Source organism: Halarcobacter anaerophilus, from assembly GCF_006459125.1.
In the GTDB taxonomy this organism is placed as follows: Bacteria; Campylobacterota; Campylobacteria; order Campylobacterales; family Arcobacteraceae; genus Halarcobacter; species Halarcobacter anaerophilus.
Map to the genome: position 1 here is coordinate 2,616,408 of NZ_CP041070.1, position 21,678 is coordinate 2,638,085.

20 protein-coding genes are annotated in these 21,678 nt (G+C 29.5%); 11 read left to right on the top strand and 9 right to left on the bottom strand.

Translation table 11 applies throughout. From position 1 onward, the window contains the following. The first annotated feature begins 20 nt into the window (after positions 1–20). The 5 genes from AANAER_RS13040 to AANAER_RS13060 all read left to right on the top strand — a co-directional run bounded on the left by AANAER_RS13040 (position 21) and on the right by AANAER_RS13060 (position 5,268). Entirely contained in the window at positions 21–1,952 is a 1,932-nt protein-coding gene (locus AANAER_RS13040) for an FIST N-terminal domain-containing protein (RefSeq protein ID WP_228711152.1), read from the top strand. After that, the gene (locus AANAER_RS13045; protein WP_129081996.1) at positions 1,933–2,592 is read left to right on the top strand and encodes a response regulator transcription factor; all 660 of its coding nucleotides are present in this window, start codon (positions 1,933–1,935) and stop codon (positions 2,590–2,592) included. Before AANAER_RS13040 ends, AANAER_RS13045 begins: the two co-directional genes overlap by 20 nt. Before the next feature lie 74 nt (positions 2,593–2,666). Then, positions 2,667–2,867 (top strand): sulfur carrier protein ThiS, encoded by a 201-nt coding sequence (gene thiS / locus AANAER_RS13050; protein WP_129081997.1) that lies wholly within the window; start codon positions 2,667–2,669, stop codon positions 2,865–2,867. A 3-nt stretch (positions 2,868–2,870) separates the two neighbouring features. Further along, positions 2,871–4,949, top strand: coding sequence for a molybdopterin oxidoreductase family protein (locus AANAER_RS13055; RefSeq protein WP_129081999.1), 2,079 nt, complete (start codon positions 2,871–2,873; stop codon positions 4,947–4,949). After that, positions 4,936–5,268 carry a YraN family protein gene (locus AANAER_RS13060; RefSeq protein WP_044417161.1) on the top strand — a complete coding sequence of 111 codons (333 nt, stop codon included), beginning with the start codon at positions 4,936–4,938 and terminating at the stop codon, positions 5,266–5,268. The genes AANAER_RS13055 and AANAER_RS13060 overlap by 14 nt, the downstream gene beginning before the upstream one ends. On the opposite strand, the gene AANAER_RS13065 is transcribed toward AANAER_RS13060, so the two are convergent. Continuing rightward, positions 5,258–6,670 (bottom strand): chloride channel protein, encoded by a 1,413-nt coding sequence (locus AANAER_RS13065; RefSeq protein ID WP_129082001.1) that lies wholly within the window; start codon positions 6,668–6,670, stop codon positions 5,258–5,260. The two genes, AANAER_RS13060 and AANAER_RS13065, sit on opposite strands and share 11 nt — an antisense overlap. A 115-nt stretch (positions 6,671–6,785) precedes the next feature. Continuing rightward, entirely contained in the window at positions 6,786–7,475 is a 690-nt protein-coding gene (locus AANAER_RS13070; RefSeq protein ID WP_044417153.1) for a DUF502 domain-containing protein, read from the bottom strand. A gap of 130 nt (positions 7,476–7,605) precedes the next feature. Here AANAER_RS13070 and AANAER_RS13075 point away from each other — a divergent pair, with 130 nt between their 5' ends. The 6 genes from AANAER_RS13075 (at position 7,606) to mqnE (ending at position 12,760) form a co-directional block, all read left to right on the top strand. Beyond that, the gene (locus AANAER_RS13075; protein WP_129082003.1) at positions 7,606–9,213 is read left to right on the top strand and encodes a cation:proton antiporter domain-containing protein; all 1,608 of its coding nucleotides are present in this window, start codon (positions 7,606–7,608) and stop codon (positions 9,211–9,213) included. A 176-nt stretch (positions 9,214–9,389) separates the two neighbouring features. After that, the gene (locus AANAER_RS13080; RefSeq protein ID WP_129082005.1) at positions 9,390–10,484 is read left to right on the top strand and encodes an aminotransferase class I/II-fold pyridoxal phosphate-dependent enzyme; all 1,095 of its coding nucleotides are present in this window, start codon (positions 9,390–9,392) and stop codon (positions 10,482–10,484) included. Beyond that, positions 10,481–10,726, top strand: coding sequence for a hypothetical protein (locus tag AANAER_RS13085; protein WP_044417151.1), 246 nt, complete (start codon positions 10,481–10,483; stop codon positions 10,724–10,726). Before AANAER_RS13080 ends, AANAER_RS13085 begins: the two co-directional genes overlap by 4 nt. Next, positions 10,723–11,382 (top strand): carbonic anhydrase, encoded by a 660-nt coding sequence (locus AANAER_RS13090; protein WP_129082006.1) that lies wholly within the window; start codon positions 10,723–10,725, stop codon positions 11,380–11,382. The genes AANAER_RS13085 and AANAER_RS13090 overlap by 4 nt, the downstream gene beginning before the upstream one ends. Continuing rightward, positions 11,363–11,689, top strand: a complete 327-nt coding sequence (locus AANAER_RS13095) for a hypothetical protein (protein ID WP_044417147.1) — start codon at positions 11,363–11,365, stop codon at positions 11,687–11,689. The genes AANAER_RS13090 and AANAER_RS13095 overlap by 20 nt, the downstream gene beginning before the upstream one ends. A gap of 9 nt (positions 11,690–11,698) precedes the next feature. Further along, positions 11,699–12,760: an aminofutalosine synthase MqnE gene (mqnE, locus tag AANAER_RS13100; RefSeq protein WP_129082007.1), complete on the top strand. Its 1,062-nt coding sequence runs from the start codon at positions 11,699–11,701 to the stop codon at positions 12,758–12,760. 20 nt (positions 12,761–12,780) lie between these two features. Here mqnE and AANAER_RS13105 read toward each other — a convergent pair whose 3' ends face one another. From AANAER_RS13105 to AANAER_RS13135, 7 genes are all read right to left on the bottom strand, one after another. Further along, positions 12,781–15,387 carry a T6SS phospholipase effector Tle1-like catalytic domain-containing protein gene (locus AANAER_RS13105; RefSeq protein ID WP_129082008.1) on the bottom strand — a complete coding sequence of 869 codons (2,607 nt, stop codon included), beginning with the start codon at positions 15,385–15,387 and terminating at the stop codon, positions 12,781–12,783. Next, positions 15,380–16,606 carry a tetratricopeptide repeat protein gene (locus AANAER_RS13110; protein WP_129082009.1) on the bottom strand — a complete coding sequence of 409 codons (1,227 nt, stop codon included), beginning with the start codon at positions 16,604–16,606 and terminating at the stop codon, positions 15,380–15,382. The genes AANAER_RS13105 and AANAER_RS13110 overlap by 8 nt, the downstream gene beginning before the upstream one ends. Next, positions 16,599–17,711, bottom strand: coding sequence for a tetratricopeptide repeat protein (locus AANAER_RS13115; RefSeq protein ID WP_129082010.1), 1,113 nt, complete (start codon positions 17,709–17,711; stop codon positions 16,599–16,601). Before AANAER_RS13115 ends, AANAER_RS13110 begins: the two co-directional genes overlap by 8 nt. 94 nt (positions 17,712–17,805) lie before the next feature. Then, a complete protein-coding gene (locus AANAER_RS13120; RefSeq protein WP_129082011.1) occupies positions 17,806–19,374 on the bottom strand; it encodes a hypothetical protein in 1,569 nt (522 codons plus the stop codon). A gap of 14 nt (positions 19,375–19,388) precedes the next feature. Continuing rightward, positions 19,389–20,003 carry a lysophospholipid acyltransferase family protein gene (locus AANAER_RS13125; RefSeq protein WP_044417126.1) on the bottom strand — a complete coding sequence of 205 codons (615 nt, stop codon included), beginning with the start codon at positions 20,001–20,003 and terminating at the stop codon, positions 19,389–19,391. After that, positions 20,000–21,316 (bottom strand): tRNA (N6-isopentenyl adenosine(37)-C2)-methylthiotransferase MiaB, encoded by a 1,317-nt coding sequence (gene miaB, locus AANAER_RS13130; RefSeq protein ID WP_129082012.1) that lies wholly within the window; start codon positions 21,314–21,316, stop codon positions 20,000–20,002. The genes AANAER_RS13125 and miaB overlap by 4 nt, the downstream gene beginning before the upstream one ends. A 23-nt stretch (positions 21,317–21,339) precedes the next feature. After that, the gene (locus AANAER_RS13135; protein ID WP_044417120.1) at positions 21,340–21,582 is read right to left on the bottom strand and encodes an HP0268 family nuclease; all 243 of its coding nucleotides are present in this window, start codon (positions 21,580–21,582) and stop codon (positions 21,340–21,342) included. Positions 21,583–21,678: the final 96 nt, after the last annotated feature.

Here is a 21,678-nt window from a genome sequence, read left to right on the forward strand (position 1 = left end):
TTTTTCTAAAAATTATAATTATGTTACAATTTCACATGAAAACTTTTAATTACAGTGTAAAAAACAGCATTAAAAATAGCAATATCGACTTTGAAAAATTCAAAAATGAAAAGAATATTTTAATACAAATTTTTTGCGGACAGGGAAAAGAGAATCTAAAAAAAACAGTTTTAACGCTTTTAAAAGAGTTGCCCCAAGCAGTTTTAATTGGAACTACCACAGACGGAGAGATAAAAGATAAAAAAATTACTACTTCAAATACAATAATTTCCATATCTATTTTTGAAAATACCCTTATAAAAAAATATTATGTAGAAAACCAAGACTCTTTTGATACGGGTTTTACCCTAGCAAAAGAGCTAATTACGCCAAATACAAAACTTCTAATACTTTTTACTGATGGAACAACAACAAACGGTGAAAACTTTTTAAAAGGAATAGAATCTTTTAACAATAAAATTCCTATTTGCGGTGGGATGGCTGGAGATAACGGGGAATTTACCCAAACGTTTATCTGTTCTCAGAATAAAATTTTAAAAAGCGGAGCAGTTGGAGTATCTTTAAATTCAGACTCCCTTAAAATTCATAATGATTACCGCTTTAACTGGTCATCTATAGGAATTGAACATACTATTGATAAAATAGAAGACAATAGAGTCTATAGTATAAACGGTATGTCTCCTATTGATTTTTATTCAAAATATTTAGGAGAAGATGTAGCTTTGGCACTTCCTGCAACAGGAATTGAATTTCCTTTGATAGTTGAAAAAGACGGTATCCCAACAGCTAGAGCACTAATTGCCAAACATAAAGACGGAAGCGTAAGTTTTGCGGGAAATCTAAAAGAGGGAGACAAAGTAAAACTTGGTTTTGGAAATGCAGAGATGATTATGCAAAATCCTATTAAAAGCTTTGATACCTTATATAATATAAAACCCCAAAGTTTCTTTTTATATTCATGTATGGCAAGAAGAAGATATATGCCTGATCTTATCCAAGTAGAAGTTGAACCTTTTGCAAGAATTGCACCTACTTCGGGATTTTTTACCTATGCAGAGTTTTACCATAACGGTTCAAAAAATCTTCTTTTAAATCAAACCTTAACAGTAGTTGCCCTAACAGAAGAGAACACAAAAATAGATAAAAAAGTAAAAAAAGCAGAACCTGAAAAAAAAGATGCTTATGCAAGAACAATAAGAGCTTTGACCCATCTAATCCGACAATCAACAAAAGATTATGATAAACAAACAACAAAATTAAATGAAGAAAAACTCTATACCCACAACCTTCTTGCGGCACAAAAACAGTTTTTAAGACATACTATTCATGAAACAAATACTCCTTTATCAACGATTATGGGAAATATTGAGCTTTATGAAATGGAATTTGGAAAAAACAGATACCTTTCAAATATTGAAGTTGCAATGAAAAATCTTTTTTCAATATATGATGATTTAAGTTATTTGATAAAAAAAGATCAAATAATTTATGCCAACCAAAGAATTGATTTAACAGACTATGCCAGAAGCAGAATTGACTTTTTTTCACAAGTTGCCATAAATGCAAAATCAAAACTTATTTTTGAAAGTTCAAAAAGAGTAAAATATATTAATTTTAATGAAACGAAACTGCAAAGAATAATAGATAACAATTTAACAAACGCCATAAAATATACTTTTGAAAATGAAGATATTTATATTCTTTTATATGAAGAAGAAGGATTTTATAAATTGCAGTTTTCAAGTCATTCAACTCTTATTCAAGAACCGAAAAAAATTTTTGAAGAGTATTACAGAGAAGAGAAATTAAAAGAGGGCTTTGGCTTGGGACTTAATTTGGTAAAAAAGATATGTGATGAAGAGGGAATTAAAATAGATTTGGAATCAAACAGTCATTTTACCACTTTTACATACTATTTCAAGAAGGAAAACAATGAAAATTCTGCTACTTGAAGATGATTTAATGTTAAATGATGCAATAACACAATATTTAACATCCGTAGGACACTATATCATATCTTCAAAAGATGGAAAATCCTGTATGCAAGTATTAGAAAACGAAAAGTTTGATATGCTTATTTTAGATATAAATCTTCCCGATATTGACGGGTTTACTATTTTAGAAGAGCTGCATAAACAAAAAAGAATGATTCCTACAATATTTATTTCAGCGCTTTTGGATATAGAAGAGATTTCAAGAGCTTTTGATATAGGATGCCATGATTACTTAAAAAAACCCTTTCATTTAAAAGAGTTAAATCTTAGAATAAATAGAATTTTAAAATGTGCATTTGTTCCCCAAAATCATAAAAGACTTTCAATATCTTACAGCTTTGACCATGACAGCATGACTTTGTATTTCAATAATGAACCCTATATTTTACACAAAAGACAACTTATGATAATCTCCTTGCTTGCAAAAAACAGAGGTTTAGTCGTAAATTACGATATGTTCAGAGAGTATGCCTACGACGGGGAAGAAATCGACAATGCAACCATTAGAGCAGAAGTTAACAGAGTGAAAAAAATATTAAAAGAGGACTTTATTACAAACGTAAGAGGGATCGGATATATGATTGAAAGACCTGACTAAAACTAATAACTTCATTTGAGTAAAATAAAAGATTAATTAGATAAAATCTCAAATAAAATCTAAAGGGTAGGAAAATGAATCTTATAGTAAACGGTGAAGAAAAAAACTTTGAAGAAGACTCTACACTTGAAGAGATTATTCATGAACTGAAAATTGAAGAAAAAGTAATGGCAGCTGCCGTTAATATGGAAATAGTAAAAAAAGATGAATGGAATAGTTTTGTTGTAAGAGAGAATGACAAACTAGAATTGTTACAATTTGTAGGTGGTGGTTGATAAATGATTGCAGATATTAGTTCTGTTTGTACTTACTGCGGTGTCGGTTGCGATATCACGGCTCAAGTAGAAGATAATAAAATCTTGAAAATTTATGCACAAAATGACGGCTATGTAAGCCAGGGAAAACTTTGTATTAAAGGTTCAAAAGGTTTCGGTTTTGTTGCTTCGGATGAAAGAATCAGAAATACAAGGGTAAAAAAATCTTTTATAGAAAAAAACTTTAAAGAGCTGCCAAGAGAGTTAAAAGCCAGAGCAAAAACGCTAAAAGAATTTGATAAAGAGTATTTTGAAGCTCCTTACGAATTTACGACTTCTCTTGCTGCTTGGAAATTAACGGATATAAAACAAAAATACGGAAGACACAGTTTTTGTGGAATGGGCGGAGCTAGAACTTCATGTGAAAGCTCATATATGTTTCAAAAATTTATCAGGGAAGCAATAAATTCTCCCCATGTGGATTGTTGTGCCAGAGTTTGTCACAGTCCAAGTCTAAAAGGAATGAAACCTTTAATAGGAGAAGGAGCGGCAACTAATCCTTTTGACGATATTTATGAAACTGAAAATATCATTATAATGGGTTCTAATACAACAGAAGCACATCCAATCGTTGCAAACAGAATAATTAAAGCTGCAAAAGCAAAAACAGCCTCGGTTACCGTAATAGATGTAAGAAATATTCAAATAGGGAAATACGGTAAAGAGGTTATTATTCCATATGAAGCAAACCTTTTGGTTTTAAATATGATGGCTTATGTAATTTTAAATGAAAAACTTTATGATAATGATTTTATTGATACAAGATGCGTAGGATTTGAAGAGTATAAAGACTCTATTTTAAATGACCCTTTTGCAAATCCTGAATTTATGAAAAAGATAGAGGGGTACGAATATTTAGCCGACACTATTCCTGAGGTTGCAAGAGAGTATGCAAAAAAGAAATCTATGTTTTTTTGGGGACTTGGAGTTACGGAACATTTAGACGGTTCATATGCCGTTATGGCTATCGTTCACTTAAGTCTGCTTACGGGAAATATCGGGAAAACAGGAACGGGACTTATGCCTTTAAGAGGTCAAAATAATGTACAAGGTGCCTGTGATACGGGATGTTTACCCTATTTTGACCCGGATTATGAAAAACCCAAAGAGATAGGTTTAATGACACCTCAACTAATAGATGAAATGTTAAAAGGAAATATCAAAGCTATGTATGTAATGGGAGAAGATATTGCCCATATTCATCCAAATCAGAATAAAGTACATAAAGCTTTGGAAAACCTTGAACTTATAATCTCAAATGAACTTTTTATGAATGAAATTTCAAAAAAAGCCGATATTGTTTTTGGAGTAAAATCTGCTTATGAAAAAACAGGTGTTTATGTAAATGCTATGAGAAGACTTCATCTTTCTCAACCTCTTGTACAAACAGATTTGCCCGATGATTGGGAAGTTTTAAGAGATATTGAAAATAAAATCAACGGTGAATTTATTTATGAAACAAGTGAAGATGTATGGAATGAAACCAGAGAAAAAGTAAAAACAAGATTCAATGGAGCAACATACCATAAACTCTCAAAAAATAGAAACAGAGGTATGCAGTGGCCTATAGAAAAAGAGGATACTCCTATTTTGCATATTGAAAAATTTAGAACCCAAAACGGAAAAGGATATTTTCAATACCACCGATACAAATTAAGAGAACAAATAAAAAAATTAGTTGAAAAAGAGACTTTTTCGAAAAATGAGTTCTATTTAACAACAGGAAGAACAATAGTTCATTATAATAATTCTGCCCAAACAATAAGAACCGAAGCTTTAAATTCAAGATATGACAAAGATATTGTTTTAGCTTCAAAAGAGGATGAGCAAAGAATCGGAAGTAAACAAATTATTATAAAAACCCAATACGGTCAAACTGCAATATTACCTGTAAAATATACAAAAAATATTAGACCTGGAACGCTTTATACAACTTTCCACCACCCTGAATCAAAAATCAATTTTATCTTTGGAGATGAAGCCGATGAGCTGATTTTAACTGCAAGATTTAAATCTATCAGAGTAGAAATTGAGCCGGTCTAAAGGTGATATAGCAGAACAAAAAGCTTGTGAGTTTTTAATCTCTCAAGCTTATGAAATAGTAGAAAAAAACTTTTATGCAAAAAAATTAGGCGAAATAGATATTATTTGTAAAAAAGATAAAGTTTATCACTTCGTTGAAGTCAAATCTGCCTTGGATTATGAAACTGCGGTTAATAATATCACGCCTTCAAAACTTTCAAAACTAAAAAGAAGTATTGATTACTATATACAAACAAAAAAACTTAACTGCAACTACTGTATAGATGCAGTTATTATTGTAGATCAAGAGATTGAGTTTTTAGAAAATATTACTCTTTAGTCCTTCTTCTTTTTCTAAATGCTCTTTTTGATTTAACATAAATTATTCTTAAAAATCTTCTTATATTTGCAAAAAATCTAGTCGTATAGGTTGCTTGGGCGTTTACAATCTCTCCTCCTAGCTGTACATTAATAGCATCGGATTTTTTCATAGACAAAACTTGTGAAGGAAATACGCTTCTGTGTCCCGTCATTAAAAATGCAATTATAATCGAAAGTGCTGCATAATGAGCAACATTTACTCCAAAAAGTTCAACTGCCATAATCATAGCTGCAATAGGTGCACTTGTAGCACCTGCTAATACACTAACAAAACCTAAAGCGGCAAATAAAGGAATATAACCGTCAACAACCGTACCGAAAAAATTACCGCTTGTTGCACCTATATAAAAAACAGGAGTAATAACTCCTCCACTTCCTCCGAAGCCTAAGGTTAAAGAGGTAAAAATAGTTTTTGCTATAAAGGCATACCAAGGAATATTTTCATGATCTTGAAAACTTGAAGACAAAGCCTCTTTTATAGTATCAAAACCTAAACCCAGATATTGGTCTCCCACAAGTAAAGTTAATATTACGATTACTACTCCACCTAAAAAAGCTTTTAGAATATAGTGCATTTTTAATGATTTGGCATAAGTGCTTATTGCTCTTAATACCGTAATTATAAAGTCTGCAACAAGCCCGAAAAATATTCCGGCTAAAATAACTTTTGCGATTAATACATAATTAAAATCAAAAGTTACGTAATAGGCAATATCAAAATATGTATAACTTATTCCAACCATTTTTGCTACAAAAAAAGCCGAAAATCCCGCAACAATAGAAGGGAGTAAAATATCATACATCAAAGCACCGACTATAAGTATTTCAACTCCGAAAATAGCCCCTGCCAAAGGTGTTCCGAATACTGATGCAAAACCTGCACTAATACCGCAGATTACCATTTTTTTTCTATCTCTTTTTGAAAATTTAAAAAGTGTTGCAACAAAAGAGGCTGCCGCTGCACCTATTTGGGCTCCTGGTCCCTCTTTACCTACTGAACCACCCGCAAAAATAGTAATAACCGTTGCAGCTAGCTTGACAGGAATAACAGAGAGTTTCATCTCTCCTGAATTTTTATGCACGGCTTCAATAACTTTTTCCGTACCGTGTCCCTCAGCACTAGGAGCAAACTTTTTTACGATAATAACTGTTAAAACTAAAGCAAAAGGCAGTAAATAGTAGTAATCAAAAGGCAGAAGAGTTCTTGAATTTTCACAGTACTCCAAAAGTTTTAAAAATAAAGCAACAATAAATCCAATCAAAGCCCCGATAGAAGAGGATATAAGAATCCATTTAGTTATTGTTGCGAACATTACTGTCTGTTCTGCTATATGTTTTGTCACATTTTTATTGTTTTCCATGAGTGCTGCTTCAAAATAGTTTTTATACTAAAAGATTAACATAAAGTTTAATAAAGTCTGTTGTGAAAAGAGCTGATTTTTTAATAAAATTAAAAATTTATTTTATAGCATTTAATTATACATTTTCTTTTGATTCATTTCTTTTTAAATATTCATCTAAAGTAATAAAATCTTCTATATTTTTAGGCGGGGTTTTAATGATTTCAGACAATGATTTTACTCCCATAGAGAGAAGATATTGTAAATTGCTGTCAAAAGTTGCTTCTTGTATAACCCAGATTTTATCTTTATGAACTTCAAACATATATCCACCGTTTGGAATTGGAGTCATTGATAAAACTGCTGTATAATGATCTTTTACGATAGACTCTTTTGTAGAGTACATAAGACCTACATTGTAATCCTCTTTTGAAAACCCTCGAATTAGTACGACTAAAACTTTTTTCTCTCCTGATTTTGAAGTATTAAATATATTTACAAGCTCTTTTATCGTTCCGTAGCCTGGAATCTTTGAGTATAATCTTTGTATAAAATTTATTAATCCCGTTTCAACGAATATTCCTAAAATATACGCTAAAAACCCTAAAAGTGCAACACCTATAAAAGTCCACAATACTGGATAATGTTCAGGTTCAAATCCAACAAGAGTAAAAAAATATCCCGTTAAAGCATTTACGTTGTCGTAAATCCAAAGTACTATTATAGTGATTGCGGCAATTGGAGCCAACCAAAAAAGACCTTTTAAAATTACTGTTACAATATGATCTTTCCCATGTCCTAAAAACTCTTTTATTTTATCAACCATAATAATTACTCCTTATAATTTTCTATTATAACCTTTTAGTTACTTTCCTTTTGCTAAAAGATGTATAAAATTGATATATTTCGTACAAAAATTTTAAGAAAAATATAACTTTATTGGATAAAATACGCTCATGGAAACAATACTATTTATAATTTTTTTATCATTCGCTTTATCCACGCTGATTAACATTATCCTTAAAAAGTTCTCAATGTCCCATATAATAGGATATATCATTACAGGAACAATAATAACCTCTTTGTTTGATTTAAACGGAACTTCGGATTTGCATATTTTAGATTTGATAGCCGAGTTTGGAATCGTATTTTTAATGTTTACAATAGGTCTTGAAATGCCTATAAACAAACTAAAAAAGATGAAAGAGATACTTTTCGTAAACGGTTCTATTCAAGTTGGAGTCAGTGCCGTAATTATATATTTACTCGCAAAATATATATTTGATATTGATACTACCTCGTCGATTATAATCGCACTTGCATTTTCTCTATCTTCAACGGCAATTGTTTTAACATATTTAAAACAATCAAAAGATATTCATACTCCTTACGGTGAAAAATCTACTGCTATATTGGTTTTTCAAGATTTAGCAGTAATTCCCATACTTCTGTTAATATCGTTTTTATCAAATGATACTCTGAGTTTAGGCGAAATTTTAACAAACACTTTTTTATCTGCTTTGTTAATTATTCTTTTTATGTTTACAATAGGAAAAAAGATTTTAAATTGGTTTTTAGACTTCTCTTCAAGAACTAGAATTGAAGAGCTCTTTTTAGCCTCAATCTTGTCAATTGTAATAGGAACTTCACTTTTAGCTCACCAATTGGGGTTTACCTACTCTTTGGGAGCTTTTATTGCGGGAATGATAATTTCCGAAACCAATTATCATATAAAAGTTGAATCAGATATCTCTTCATACAAAGATCTGCTTTTAGGAGCATTCTTTTTCTCTGTGGGAACAAAAATAGACGTGCCTTATCTGCTTTCGAATATTCATTACGTATTTTTGATATTTTTCGGTGTTATGGTTATAAAAGCCGTTGTTATTTATCTTTTAATGCTTGCAAAATCAAATAAGAGTGATTCTGTTAAATCAGCACTTGCACTTTGTCAAATAGGAGAGTTTTCTTTTGCCGTTTTTGCACTTGCCGCAAATGACAATATATTAGATAAAGATTTAGCTAGTTTTCTTATTTTAGTAACGGTTTTATCTATGATTTTAACTCCTTTTATTGTAAATAATATTTATAAAATAGCTTCATTTTTCGTAGTTGAATTCTATGAATCAGATAAAATTACTCCAATTAACAGAAGAAACCATACTATTATTTGCGGATATGCAATTTTAGGAAGAATAATTGCCCATGAACTAAATAAACAAAATAAATCATTTGTTATCATTTCAGATAATTTAAAACATGTACTTCTTGCAAGGAAAAACGGTTTTATGGCATATTTCGGGCACTTGGAAAAACTTCCCGTTTTGGAATCTTTAAAAGTAGATGAAGCCTCAAATATTATTGTTACTACAAACAGTTTAATCAAAAAAAGACTTATTTGTGAAGCCGTTTTAAATTTCAAAAACGATGCAAATTTAATTGTTAGAATTGATTCTTTAGATGAGAAAAAAGAGCTGAAAGATTTAAATATAAAATATTATGTCCACTCTCAAATAGAAACAGCAAAACTTATGGTTGAAAAAAGTTTAAGTTTTAGCAGTTGATTTTCAAGTAAAAAAAAAGAGCAAAATTAATTGCTCTTTATCTCTACTATGAAGGACGTTTAATTAGTAGGTAATGTAATTATAATAGTTAATAATAGCATAATAGTAGCATTATAAAAAATTTAACGATTTTTAATGCAATTTTATATAAAATACAAAAATTACTAGGAGCATTTTTGTATTCTAAAGAACTTAACTCTATAAAAAAATCCAACCGTTTAAGAACCAGAGAAATTTTTGATGATAATATAATTGATTTAGCTTCAAACGATTATCTAGGTCTTGCAAACAATAAAGAACTTTTTGAAAATGCTTACAAAAGAGTATTAAAAGAGAAATATCACTCCCCTAAAGCTTCAATGCTTGTAAACGGATACTCTAAAGTTCACAAAGATTTTGAAGATAAACTAAAACAAGAAAACGGTTTTGAAGATGCTATTATAGTAGGAAGCGGTTTTTTGGCAAATGTTTCAATGATAGAAGCTCTTGTTAGAAAAGGCGATACTCTGTTTATCGATGAAGATTATCATGCAAGCGGAATGTTTGCCACAAGAGTTTTAAATAAAGACCAAGTAGTTATCTTCAAACACAATAATACAAAAGATTTAGAAGAAAAAATAAAAAATAAAGAGACAAAAGGCAGAAAAATCATAGCTATCGAAGGTGTTTACTCTATGGGCGGAGATTTGGCACCAAAAGAGATTTTTGATATAGCCGACAAAAATAATGCTCTTTTAATAGTAGATGAAGCACACTCTTCGGGAGTCTTAGGAGAAAATCTTTTAGGGATTTTTGATTTTTACAAAATAAAACCAAAAGCAAACCATATAAAAATGGGAACTCTAGGTAAAGCTTACGGAAGTTACGGTGCTTATATTTTAGGAAGTTCAAATATTATTGAGTTTTTGCTGAATAGAGCAAAAGCCGTTATCTACACAACTGCTCCTTCTCTTTTTGATACTGCATTGGGTTTGGAATCTTTAAAATTTATCGTAAAAAACAAGAAAGAGATTAAAAATAAAATCAAAGCAAATTTACAAGTAATAAATGATATTTTAGGTATAACTTCTGATAGTTTAATTATACCTATTAATATAGCGGATAATAAAAAAGTTATTCAGATACAAAAAACTTTGAAACAAAAAGGTTTTTTAGTTGGTGCCATAAGACAACCTACGGTAAAAAGTGCCATAATCCGTCTTATTGCAAAAATAGATATAGAGCCTGAAACATTAAAAGAGGCTTGTAAAATTATAAAGGAGTTAAAGTGAGCAAACTTTTAATTTTGATGATATTTACACTCTTTAGTTTTGCAAACGATAAATTTATAAATATGAAGAGTTGCGAATCTTTGAAACTGTCAAGATTTACTACTTTAATATCTTGTCATAATATTGACTATCTAGTTGAATATAAACTTCAAGATGATGAAGAAAAAGATAATATAAAAAAAATCACGGCAATAACAGTAAACGACCAAAAAATTATTAAAACTACAGGAAAAGTTAAATGATCTTGACCCGATTGATAAAAGGCAATGAAAATTTTAGAAAGAAAAACTACAAAGCCTTGGAATCTGAGTTAAAAGATTTGGTAAAACACGGACAAAAACCTGAAGTAATGTTTATAGGTTGTTCCGACAGCAGAGTAACTCCGGATTTAATGCTTGGAACAAAACCCGGAGATATGTTTATTTTAAGAAATGTCGGAAATTTTGTTCCCCCTTTTAAACATGATGAAGATTTCCACGGAAGTGCAGCTGCAATCGAATATGCCATTGCCGTTTTAAAAGTAAAACATATTATTATTTGCGGACACTCACATTGCGGAGCCTGTAAAAGCCTTTATGAAGATATTCCCGATAACGGTTCTTTTGTCCATATAAAAACCTGGCTTACGCTAGGAGCAAAAGCAAAAGAGACAACACTTAAAAATAATAATTTCAAAACCGAAGAGGAGATGTATAGAGCAACGGAGAGAAACTCTATTAGACATCAATTAGATAATCTTCTAACATATCCTGAAGTTGAAAAACTATATAAAAAAGGTGAACTTCAAGTTCATGGATGGTATTATAATATAGAAACAGCACAGCTTGATTATTATGATAAAGAAGATGACAAATTTAAACCACTAAACGAGATGACCTATGAGCCAAGAAAAAGTTGAAGTTAGAAAATTACCTAAAAAAAGTATTATTATAATTATCATTATGTCGATAATTATAGTAGCAGGATTTATGTTTGAAGTTTTTATGCAAAAATTAAAAATGGAAGAGGTTTTAGCAGATCTCGGGCATAAAAATATTTCAGGAATAAAAGTCGTAAATAAAATGAATGTTGAAGATGAAGTAACAAAAGTTAGAAGTACAGTCTATAAAGTCGTATTCTATGATAAAGATTTACAAAAAAAATGTATAGGTTTTATTAATAGAAGCAACCACGGAAAATATAGCAAAGATGTTGATTGTAAATAAAGAGATAAAATGAGTATACTAGAAAAATTTGAAAAAAAAGAAAATTATAGTTTAGAAGAAGCGGTTAAACTCTATGATTTGGAGCTTTTTGAACTTGCCCAACTTGCAAATAAAATCAGAGAAGAAAAACATGGCAAAAAGACCTATTTTAATATAAACAGACATATAAACCCCACAAATATCTGTAAAGATGTTTGTCAATTTTGTGCTTACAGTGCAAGTAGAAAAAATCCCCATCAATACACAATGAGCCATGAAGAGATTATGGATGTTGTAGAAAACTCTTCAAAACATGGAATAAAAGAAGTACACATTGTTTCAGCTCATAATCCAAATACGGGATTGCAGTGGTATTTAGATATATTTAGAAAAATAAAAGATAAATTCCCGCATATTCACGTAAAAGCTTTAACAGCGGCAGAAATTCACTTTTTGGCAACACAATATAACTTAAGTTATGAGCAAATTATTGAGAAAATGATTGAAAGTGGTGTTGATTCTATGCCAGGAGGAGGAGCTGAAATCTTCGACGAAATTGTTAGAAAAAGAATTTGCGGAGGAAAAGTAACTTCAGATCAATGGATCGAAATTCACAGACTTTGGCATAAAGCAGGACACCAAAGCAATGCAACAATGCTTTTTGGACATGTAGAAAATAGAGAACATAGAATCGATCATATGTTAAGACTTAGAAAACTCCAAGAAGAAACAGGCGGATTTAATGCTTTTATTCCATTGGTTTATCAAAAAGAGAATAACTATCTAAAAGTAAAAGATTTTCTAACAGGTCAAGAGATTTTAAAAACAATGGCAATATCAAGAATCTTGCTTGACAATATTCCAAATATAAAAGCATATTGGGTAACATCAACTACAAAACTTGCTCTCCTAGCTCAAGAATTTGGAGCAAACGATTTAGACGGAACAATAGAAAAAGAATCAATCCAAAGTGCGGCAGGAGCAAAAAGCGCAAATGGAATTGCTCTTCAAAATTTTGTTGACCTAATAAGAAATTCAGGTTTTATACCGGTTGAAAGAGATTCCGTTTACAATGAAATAAAAGTTTGGTAAAAGCTGTAAAAGCTTTTATCTTATATAGTAAACTTATTTCCTAAAGCAGAATAAATAACTCTTTTACCGTAAAAATCTTCAACTTCTTTATCCTCAAACGAAGCTCTATGTACAAAATCTGCATACTTAGAAGAGTGATGAATATAATCATCTTTTAACTTTTTATAAATTTCATCACCGCTTTTAAACTCCCCTTTTTCTTTTAAAGTTTCATAGGTTTTAGTTAAAACATCATCTTTTTTAAAAGAGTAAGAAGTTAAAGAAGAGAAAGGTACTATTTCTAAATCATCTTTTTTACCTAACTCTTTACCTTGTGTCATATCTTTGTAAATAGCTCTTTCATACATGATTTTAAGTGTTACATATTCGTATTTGTTTAAAACCTCTTTTTTATGCATATATAAATATAAAACAGGTTTTGGAAAAGATGTTCCAAAATATGAAGGTGTAACTTCAGGTATAATGCAATAGTAAAAGCCATCTTCATCATTCTCTTTTATTTCACTTTTTAATTTTACTTTTTGTATGTTGTTAGTGTTTAACCAATTGTACTTGTCATTCCAAGCTATTATAGAGTCTTTTATCTCTTCAGGAATTTCATCATAGTTTTTTACATATTTTTTAGTTAATAAAATAGTTTCACTTGAAGAGTTATACCCTCCTCCAATATCTGAATGTGCTCCGGGAAGAAAATACTCTTCAAACTTTTTACCCTGGCTAGGAGAGGATCCTTTAATTTTATGATACTCTTTATTTATCTCTTCAAAAATTGAGTAGGCATCAAAATTAAATCTATATTCATCTTTTGCCATTAAGTGGACTACTTGTCCTATCTTTTCATCATTTTTATCTTTAAAAAAGTTTAGATTTAGATTTTCAAAATCATTTGACTGTTTTATACCGTAATGTGGAACCGTATCATAAAGTCCTGTAAATCTAAAAGAGAGGGAGTCTATTGTAACAGTACTTCCGTAATAAGGATTTTTAATTCTACTTCTGCCTGAACCGTAATATTTTTTTTCTGTATTAAGTGGATTAAAATATCTTTTTCCATCAATATAAACAATACCGTTCTCTCCAAAAAAAGAAGTAAAGATATTTTTATCATTTTTCATTTTTATACTATACTTTTTATTTCCTTTTTCTAAAACTTCTGAGTCTTTTAAAATTGAACAAACAAAATGTCTAGCGGTTGCCGCTCCTCTACTAAATCCAAATACATCAAAAACCAGTTCATCAATATACTTTACATTTGAAGCTCTTAGTTGCTCTGATATTTTTATACAAGCATATATAATATGAGCTTTTATTCCTGTTTTATCCGTAGTAAAAAGTTTTTCTCCGCCTAAACCTGAACCAAAAAGGTTTGAATCTTCTTTATAACCTTCTTGAATAAAAGGGTTATTGGTTCCTGCTCCGCTTTCATAGAGTTTAAATCTTGTTGCTGCAAGTCTGTTTTTACTCTTTTTTACATCGGCTCCATCATACAGATTATAAAGTCTGCTGATATTTGATTCACCGTTTATAAAACTGCTATCTTTTGCATCATCAGCTAAAATATTCTCTCTTACATATTTTTCTCTGTTTTCTTCTTCACTACTGTTTATCTCTTTTTTAACATCTATTAAATAATCAAACACTTTTTTTGCATGTTTTGCTTTTGTGCTTTCTAAGATCTCTTTTTCTTCTACTTCTAGATTTGAGCTTTTATCAAAATATCTTATCTCTTTTTCAGCTTTATTCATTTGTGAAAGTAAAAGAATTATTATTTGGTCATTTAATTGGGGATTTGGTTCTGATACTATATATTCTTGGATACTTGTATAGTCATAAATTGCATTTTTGGGTTCAAAAAAGAAGTTTCTATTTTCTTCAATATATTCAGCAGGTTCTTTTAAAAACTCCGTAAAGTTTCTATAAAAGTTTATATTATAGATATTATTTTTTGTGCCATCAAAAAACACTCCATACTCTACTACTAATTCAGGCATAAAAGAGGCTGTAATATTCTCTTCATAATAGCTTAGCTCCAACTCTTGTGTTTTTGAATCTTTTTTTATATTATATACATAAGGCATAGAGACTATAATATAGGCATCCTCTTTTTCTAAAGAGTTTCTTTTTTCATCTTCTAAAATTTTTTGGCTACTATCTCTGTTAAAAGTCAAAACTCCTATACTTTTTCTCTCTTCTTTTATTTTTAAACTATCTTCTAATTTTTGATTATAAGCGTGGGTATAATTTTTAACTTTTAATATACTTCCGTATGAACTTGCATTATATAAATTTAAAGAAGTTAATTTTACTAACTTTTTATCCACTGCTATCTCTTGCAAGGCATTTAAATGATTTAAAATTAAGTTTTTACTCTCTTGTTCTACTGCTTTTATTAGATGCTCTTTATATTTTTCTTTTACTGTTTTTAAAATTTTTTCTCTATCTTCTTCTTTATTATTTAATTTTAAACTCTCTTTATTACTAATTATTATATAAGCGGTTCTAGTTCTAAGGCTTGCACTAAATCCATGTATCTCTTCTCCTGTCTCTTTTACTGAGTATCTATATAAATGTATCCCTTCATCTTCTTTAAAAAAAGCTTTTCCTATGGTTATATCATTACTACTCATATATTACTCCTAACTCTTTTAATCTATTTATTGCATTATATTTTGCATTTGTTTTAACTGCTTTTTTATACCAATATATTGCCTTGTTTTTATTTTTTAAATAATCCTGGTAAGTCAAACCTAAATTATATGCTGCTTTTTTATTCCCTTTTTCATAAGCTAATTCATACCATTTTATAGATTTTTCATACTCCTTATTACTTGTATATACATTTGCAACACTAGCAAGACAAGAGATACAATTTAACTCTTCATACCCTTTATTAAACCAATATATAGCCTTTTTATAATCTTTTAAAACTTCCCAATATATAAAGCCCAGTCTATTAGCAGATGCTTCACTTTTTAGTTCAAACCCTTTTTTATACCACTCTATTGCTTTTTCATAATTTTTTAAATCTTCTTCATAATGTGCACCCATTGCCCCAGCACATAAACCAGAACCTAATTCATAACCTTTTTGAAAATATTCTTCTACTTTTTTTAAATCTTTAAATTGTTTCTCTTTCCCATAAAAAACCCCCAAACTATGATATGCTTCTAATTCTCCCAACTTCGCAGCATCTTCAAATGTTTTTATAGCCTTTTCATAATTCTTCTGTTTTCTATATATATGTCCCATTGCCAAAAGAGAATAGGTATCTCCCATCTCAAAAGATTTCTCATACCATTTTAATGCCTCTTTATAAGCAAATTTTTTATCATAAATTACCCCTAGATTATGTGCTGCTTTTGCTTCACCGTTATTTGCGGCTATTGTGTAATACTCTATTGCTTTTTCTTTATTATTTAAAAAGTTTGAATATAAGCTTCCTAATTGAGTATAAGATTCTATATTCCCTTTATCTTTGCCTTTATTAAAATACTCTTTTGCTTTTTTATAATCTTTTTCTCTCATATAATACAAACCTACGCAGTTGTACCCTTGTATCTCATTATTTTCTATTAATTTTTTATAAGCATTTAAATCTTTATTTGTGTAGGTTTTTTTATTACATTGTTCTAGATTATAGGTGCTTTTTTTTAGTTCAACTTTTTCGTTTGAACATGAGGTAAATAATAGTATGATTAAAGCTAGGAATAAAAGAGTTCTAGTTCTAAGGCTTGCACTAAATCCATGTATCTCTTCTCCTGTCTCTTTTACTGAGTATCTATATAAATGTATCCCTTCATCTTCTTTAAAAAAGGCTTTTCCTATGGTTATATCATTACTACTCATATATTACTCCTAATTTTTTAAGATGATATTTTGCATCATATTTAGAACCACTTTTAAGTGATTTCTTATACCATTTTATTGCATTCTCTTTATCTTTTAAATCATTCTCATATAAATATCCAAGGGCATATGCTGAATCGGGATAACCTTGATTATATCCTTTTAAAAACCATTCTATAGCTTTTTTATAATCTTTTAAATCTTGATAATTTAAACCGACACTAAAAGCACAATCCAAACAATTAAGTCTTTCAAAACCTTTTTTATACCACTCTATTGATTTATCATAATCTTTTAAAATAGTTTTATATAAAAGTCCTAATCTCGTAATTGATTCTTTACTTCCAAGTTCAAACCCTTTTTTATACCACTCTATTGCCTTATCATAATCTTTTAAATCTTCTTCATATCCTTGTCCAATAGCTCCTGCACATTTTCCTAATCCCATCTCATAACATTTAATGAAATAATCATAAGACTTCTTTTTATCTCTAAAAGCTTTCTCTTTATCATAAAATATACCTAAATTAAAATATCCTCTTGTATCTCCCAACTTCGCAGCATCTTCAAATGTTTTTATAGCCTTTTCATAATTCTTCTGTTTTCTATATATATGCCCCATTGCCAAAAGAGAATAAGTATCACCAGCATTAAAAGATTTCTCATACCATTTTAATGCCTCTTTATATGCAAATCTTTTATCATAAATTACCCCTAGATTATGTGCTGCCTTTGCTTCACCGTTATTTGCGGCTATTGTGTAATACTCTATTGCTTTTTCTTTATCATTTAAAAAGTTTGAATATAAGCTTCCTAATTGAGTGTAGGATTCTATATTCCCTTTATCTTTACCTTTATTAAAATACTCTTTTGCTTTTTTATAATCTTTTTCTCTCATATAATACAAACCTACGCAGTTGTACCCTTGTATCTCATTATTTTCTATTAATTTTTTATAAGCATTTAAATCTTCTATTGTATATACAGGTTTATTACATTGTTTTATATCGTAATTACTTTTTTTTAATTCTGTCTTTTCATTTGTGCAAGAGGTAAATACAACTATAAGCAAGGCTAAAGATAAAAACTTTTTTATCTGTTTCATTTATATCCTTTGATAATATTTAAAGATATAAATTTTACTTAAAATTATATTTGAATATGTTTATATGTTATATTAATAGTTAAGAAGAGAACTTTTATTTTGGTTGATGAAATTGAACGGTAAATTCAACTTCAATTCCCGCATCTGTTTTTGTAAAGCTAATTGGGTAGGTTATATTTATAGAGTATAGTTCGTTATTTAACTTATCGATAATATCAAAAAATTCTAAAGGTTTTTGAACTACTATATTTACTAAATAATTGAAAGTTATAACTTCTGATTTGAAACTGCTTTTAAAAGTGACTGTTGCATTTTCGGGGAAAAGTATTTTCATCTGTTCAGTTACTCTAATAATAGGCATAAATTCATTTTCTATATATGAATCTTTATAATCTTTAAAATTTACAATCTGTTTCTTTTTAAAATCTTCCGCTTTAAGCGTTGCTTCTAAAATTGCATCTTTACTTTTGATAAACTCTATTTCCGCTTTATTATAAGATTTTAAAAGTCCAGGTTGCAGCACTTTTATAAAGGTATCTTTATTTAAAAGATTTATATCCATTGATAAACTATTTTTATCCAGATCTAACTCTTTTAAAACCACATCATAAGGTATGATTTCCAAAGCATTTAAAATATTTAACTCTATTTGTTTATTCTTTTCTATATGATTAGGCAAATCAACTTTTCTTTCTACTTTTTTAACAACAGTTGTTTTCTTATCCTCTTTTTTTAGAAGTTTCTCTATTTTAGGCATAAAAAGATAAGCTATTGCCGCTAATAAAACTATTATTATAGAGATTAAAATCGCATTTTTTAATCTGTTATTTGCTTTTTTTCTAGGTTTTATAAAACTTTTATGATGTTTGTGAGGATCTTTTGATAACTCAAACAGCTCCTCATCGACAGAGATTGGATGATAAGTCATATCAATCATAAAATCTTTACTCATTTGCTCAATTTGAGTTTCTGATAAAAGTTTCAAATTATAAAGCAGTGAAATTTTTTCTATAAAAAGATTTTTTGTTATAGAGTAAAACTCTTCAATAGTTTTTTTAATAGTCTCATGCAACTCTAAAGCATAAACCTCATCAAAAAGCTTTTGCCCTAAAACTTCATTTTCATAAAAATCACTCTTTTTTATCTCTTCAAAAGGAGTCAAATCAATTTTTTTATTATATACAATCTCAGAGTTTGAATTAAGAATTACGCAAAAGGCTTGATTATTAAAAAGTAAAATAACAAGATTATTATTACAAGGATTTTTTTCTATATGAAGATTTAAAATATGGTATGCGGAAAAGATATAATCAATTCCCGATTTTTCAAAATAGTTTCTTGTCTCAAAAAGCGTATTTTTTGAAACGGCAATATTATATTGTTCATTTAAAACCGCAATTTCACAATCTTTTGGTTTGGGTTGATTTTTTCTAAGAAGTTTTGTATCGTCTTGAATCAAAAGAGTAGAAATATAAGTATTATCGACTTCCATTTGATTAGCAACAAGCTTTGAAGCAATATCTCTTCCCATTATCTCGTCGTAAGCAAGAAAAGTAGAAGCATTTGTCTCTATAATATCATTATTACAAAGTTTCTTATAATTGATTTTAAGTTGCGTTTTGTATTTTATGGCATTAATGTACAAATACTCTTTTGAAAACATCTTAAATTAAAACCTTATTTCATTGCATTTAAAAGCATTTTATCTTGAATCAACTCTTTTGCCTCTTTTTGTTCCAAAGAGCTTATATCCAAAGGTTCTTGAATAAAAAACTCCAATTTTCCAAAAGGCTTGGGAACAATAAACTTATCCCAAGAATTAAATTGCCAATATTTAGTCGGTCTACAGTTAAATATGAGTATTCTAGCATTTGTTTTCTGTGAAATAGCTACAATTCCATCTGCAACGGAATGTCTTGGACCTTTTGGTCCGTCAGGTGTAATTGCAATATCATATCCGGCTTTTAACTCTTTAATTGCTCCGATTAAAGCTTTCGCTCCTCCTCTTGTACTTGATCCCCTAATAGAATCAATTCCTAAATACTCAACCGTACGGGTAATAGCTTCACCGTCTTTGTGCTCACTTATCATGGCACTTACTTTTCCCTTGGGTCTTATTCTTTTATAGTTAAAAGGTTGCATCAAAAGTTCTCCGTGCCAAAAAGCGACTATAAAAGGCTCTTTAGAGTCAATTTTTGGATGATGAAAAACTTTTTTGCTGCTTATATAGATAAATCTAACAAAAAGCTGCATTATAAAAGGAACAACTTTCGTAACTAAAAAAAGTTTCATTTATCTACCACTTCACCTTTTAGGGCAGTTCTTGTAGCATTTGTAACTTTTACGTCTACAAATCTTCCAAGAAGTTCATCGCTTCCTTTTACAAAAACCTGACAATAGTTATCCGTAAAACCTGCAACTTCACCGTTTGGTTTTAAACTCTCAAATAAAACGGTTACGGTTTTCCCTACATTTTTATCCATTAATTCGCTTTGATGCTGTTTATGAAGTTCAATTACTTCCATAAGTCTTTTTGTACCTATTTCATCGGCAATTTCCAAATCTTTTAGCTTCAATGCTGCCGTATTTGGTCTAGGAGAGTATTTGAAGTTAAAAATTTGGTCAAATTTAACTTGTTTGATTACATCAATCGTGTCTTCAAAATCCTCTTGTGTTTCACCCGGAAATGCCACAATTATATCTGTAGTAATTCTAACATCAGGAACCATATCTCTTATTTTTCTTGCTCTGTTTAAAAACCACTCTTTTGTATAACCTCTTTTCATAGCTTTTAAAATTTTTGTAGAACCGCTTTGTAAAGGCATATGAATACATTTGCTTATTTTAGGATTTTTTGCAAACTCTTCAATAAATTCATCATCCATATGTAAAGGGTGAGGAGAGGTAAATCTTATTCTTTGCAAACCTTCTATTTTTGAAACTTCTTGAAGAAGTTTCGTAAAAGTCGTTTTTTCTCTTTTATCGCTAAATCTTCTTCCGTATGAATTTACGTTTTGTCCTAAAAGAGTAACCTCTTTAGCACCTTTGTCAACATCTTTTTTAATCTGTTCAATAATCATTTCAGGAGGAATTGAAATCTCATCCCCTCTTGTTGCGGGAACTATACAGTAAGTACACTCTTTATCACATCCAATAGAGATATTCACCGAAGTTTTATACAAATTATTAGAATTTTGGGCAAATTGGTAAGTTGAATCATCATAATCTATATCGATTTCAACTGCACCTTTTTTATCTACAATATCTTTAATTTTTGAAATATTTCTTGCTCCTAAAACAAAATCAACATAAGGAGCTCTTTTTATAATATCATGACCAAGATGGCTTGCAGTACAACCGCACACTCCGATTTTGGCACTTTTCTTTTTCTTTACGTTAAATTGCCCAATCTCGGAAAAAAGTTTCGAAACAGGTTTTTCTCTTACTGAGCAGGTATTTATTAAAATTAAATCCGCTTCTTCTATATTTTGCGTAGTAGTATAGTTTTTATGTTCTTTTAACTCAGCAATCATATGTTGGCTGTCAGTATCGTTCATCTGACAACCAAGGGTTTGTATAAATAGTTTTTTTTCTTGTTTACTCATTAACTCTTTCACTTCTATTAAATTTACAGAGCATGAACCTCATACATATACTCATCATCTGCAAGTCCGTATTTTACCTCTCTAAAGTAAACATTGTAACCTTCATCCTCTAAAGAGTCTACTAATGACATCATATCTTTGTGAGAGTTATCTCTGTCAAAATAAAATATCTTTTCCCCATCTTTTTGTAACTCTTCTTTTATTTTGTCAAGTTGAACTTTTTTCGGTTTTTCACTTAGTTCATTTCTTGCGAATAATAATTCCATTTCATCAAACCTTTTTTATTAAATTAGCTAAATAGTTTATCTTAAAATTGCTTTAATTTGAATAAAAGCTCTTTTAAGCTAAAATGTTGTTCTACT

Excerpts from the sequence above, each read along its gene's own strand:
- AANAER_RS13040 (WP_228711152.1), top strand. The coding sequence starts at position 21 with ATGTTACAATTTCACATGAAAACTTTTAATTACAGTGTAAAAAACAGC.
- AANAER_RS13045 (WP_129081996.1), top strand. The coding sequence starts at position 1,933 with ATGAAAATTCTGCTACTTGAAGATGATTTAATGTTAAATGATGCAATA.
- thiS (WP_129081997.1), top strand. The coding sequence starts at position 2,667 with ATGAATCTTATAGTAAACGGTGAAGAAAAAAACTTTGAAGAAGACTCT.
- AANAER_RS13055 (WP_129081999.1), top strand. The coding sequence starts at position 2,871 with ATGATTGCAGATATTAGTTCTGTTTGTACTTACTGCGGTGTCGGTTGC.
- AANAER_RS13065 (WP_129082001.1), bottom strand. The coding sequence starts at position 6,670 with ATGGAAAACAATAAAAATGTGACAAAACATATAGCAGAACAGACAGTA.
- AANAER_RS13070 (WP_044417153.1), bottom strand. The coding sequence starts at position 7,475 with ATGGTTGATAAAATAAAAGAGTTTTTAGGACATGGGAAAGATCATATT.
- AANAER_RS13075 (WP_129082003.1), top strand. The coding sequence starts at position 7,606 with ATGGAAACAATACTATTTATAATTTTTTTATCATTCGCTTTATCCACG.
- AANAER_RS13090 (WP_129082006.1), top strand. The coding sequence starts at position 10,723 with ATGATCTTGACCCGATTGATAAAAGGCAATGAAAATTTTAGAAAGAAA.
- AANAER_RS13095 (WP_044417147.1), top strand. The coding sequence starts at position 11,363 with ATGAGCCAAGAAAAAGTTGAAGTTAGAAAATTACCTAAAAAAAGTATT.
- mqnE (WP_129082007.1), top strand. The coding sequence starts at position 11,699 with ATGAGTATACTAGAAAAATTTGAAAAAAAAGAAAATTATAGTTTAGAA.
- AANAER_RS13105 (WP_129082008.1), bottom strand. The coding sequence starts at position 15,387 with ATGAGTAGTAATGATATAACCATAGGAAAAGCTTTTTTTAAAGAAGAT.
- AANAER_RS13110 (WP_129082009.1), bottom strand. The coding sequence starts at position 16,606 with ATGAGTAGTAATGATATAACCATAGGAAAAGCCTTTTTTAAAGAAGAT.
- AANAER_RS13115 (WP_129082010.1), bottom strand. The coding sequence starts at position 17,711 with ATGAAACAGATAAAAAAGTTTTTATCTTTAGCCTTGCTTATAGTTGTA.
- AANAER_RS13120 (WP_129082011.1), bottom strand. The coding sequence starts at position 19,374 with ATGTTTTCAAAAGAGTATTTGTACATTAATGCCATAAAATACAAAACG.
- AANAER_RS13125 (WP_044417126.1), bottom strand. The coding sequence starts at position 20,003 with ATGAAACTTTTTTTAGTTACGAAAGTTGTTCCTTTTATAATGCAGCTT.
- miaB (WP_129082012.1), bottom strand. The coding sequence starts at position 21,316 with ATGAGTAAACAAGAAAAAAAACTATTTATACAAACCCTTGGTTGTCAG.
- AANAER_RS13135 (WP_044417120.1), bottom strand. The coding sequence starts at position 21,582 with ATGGAATTATTATTCGCAAGAAATGAACTAAGTGAAAAACCGAAAAAA.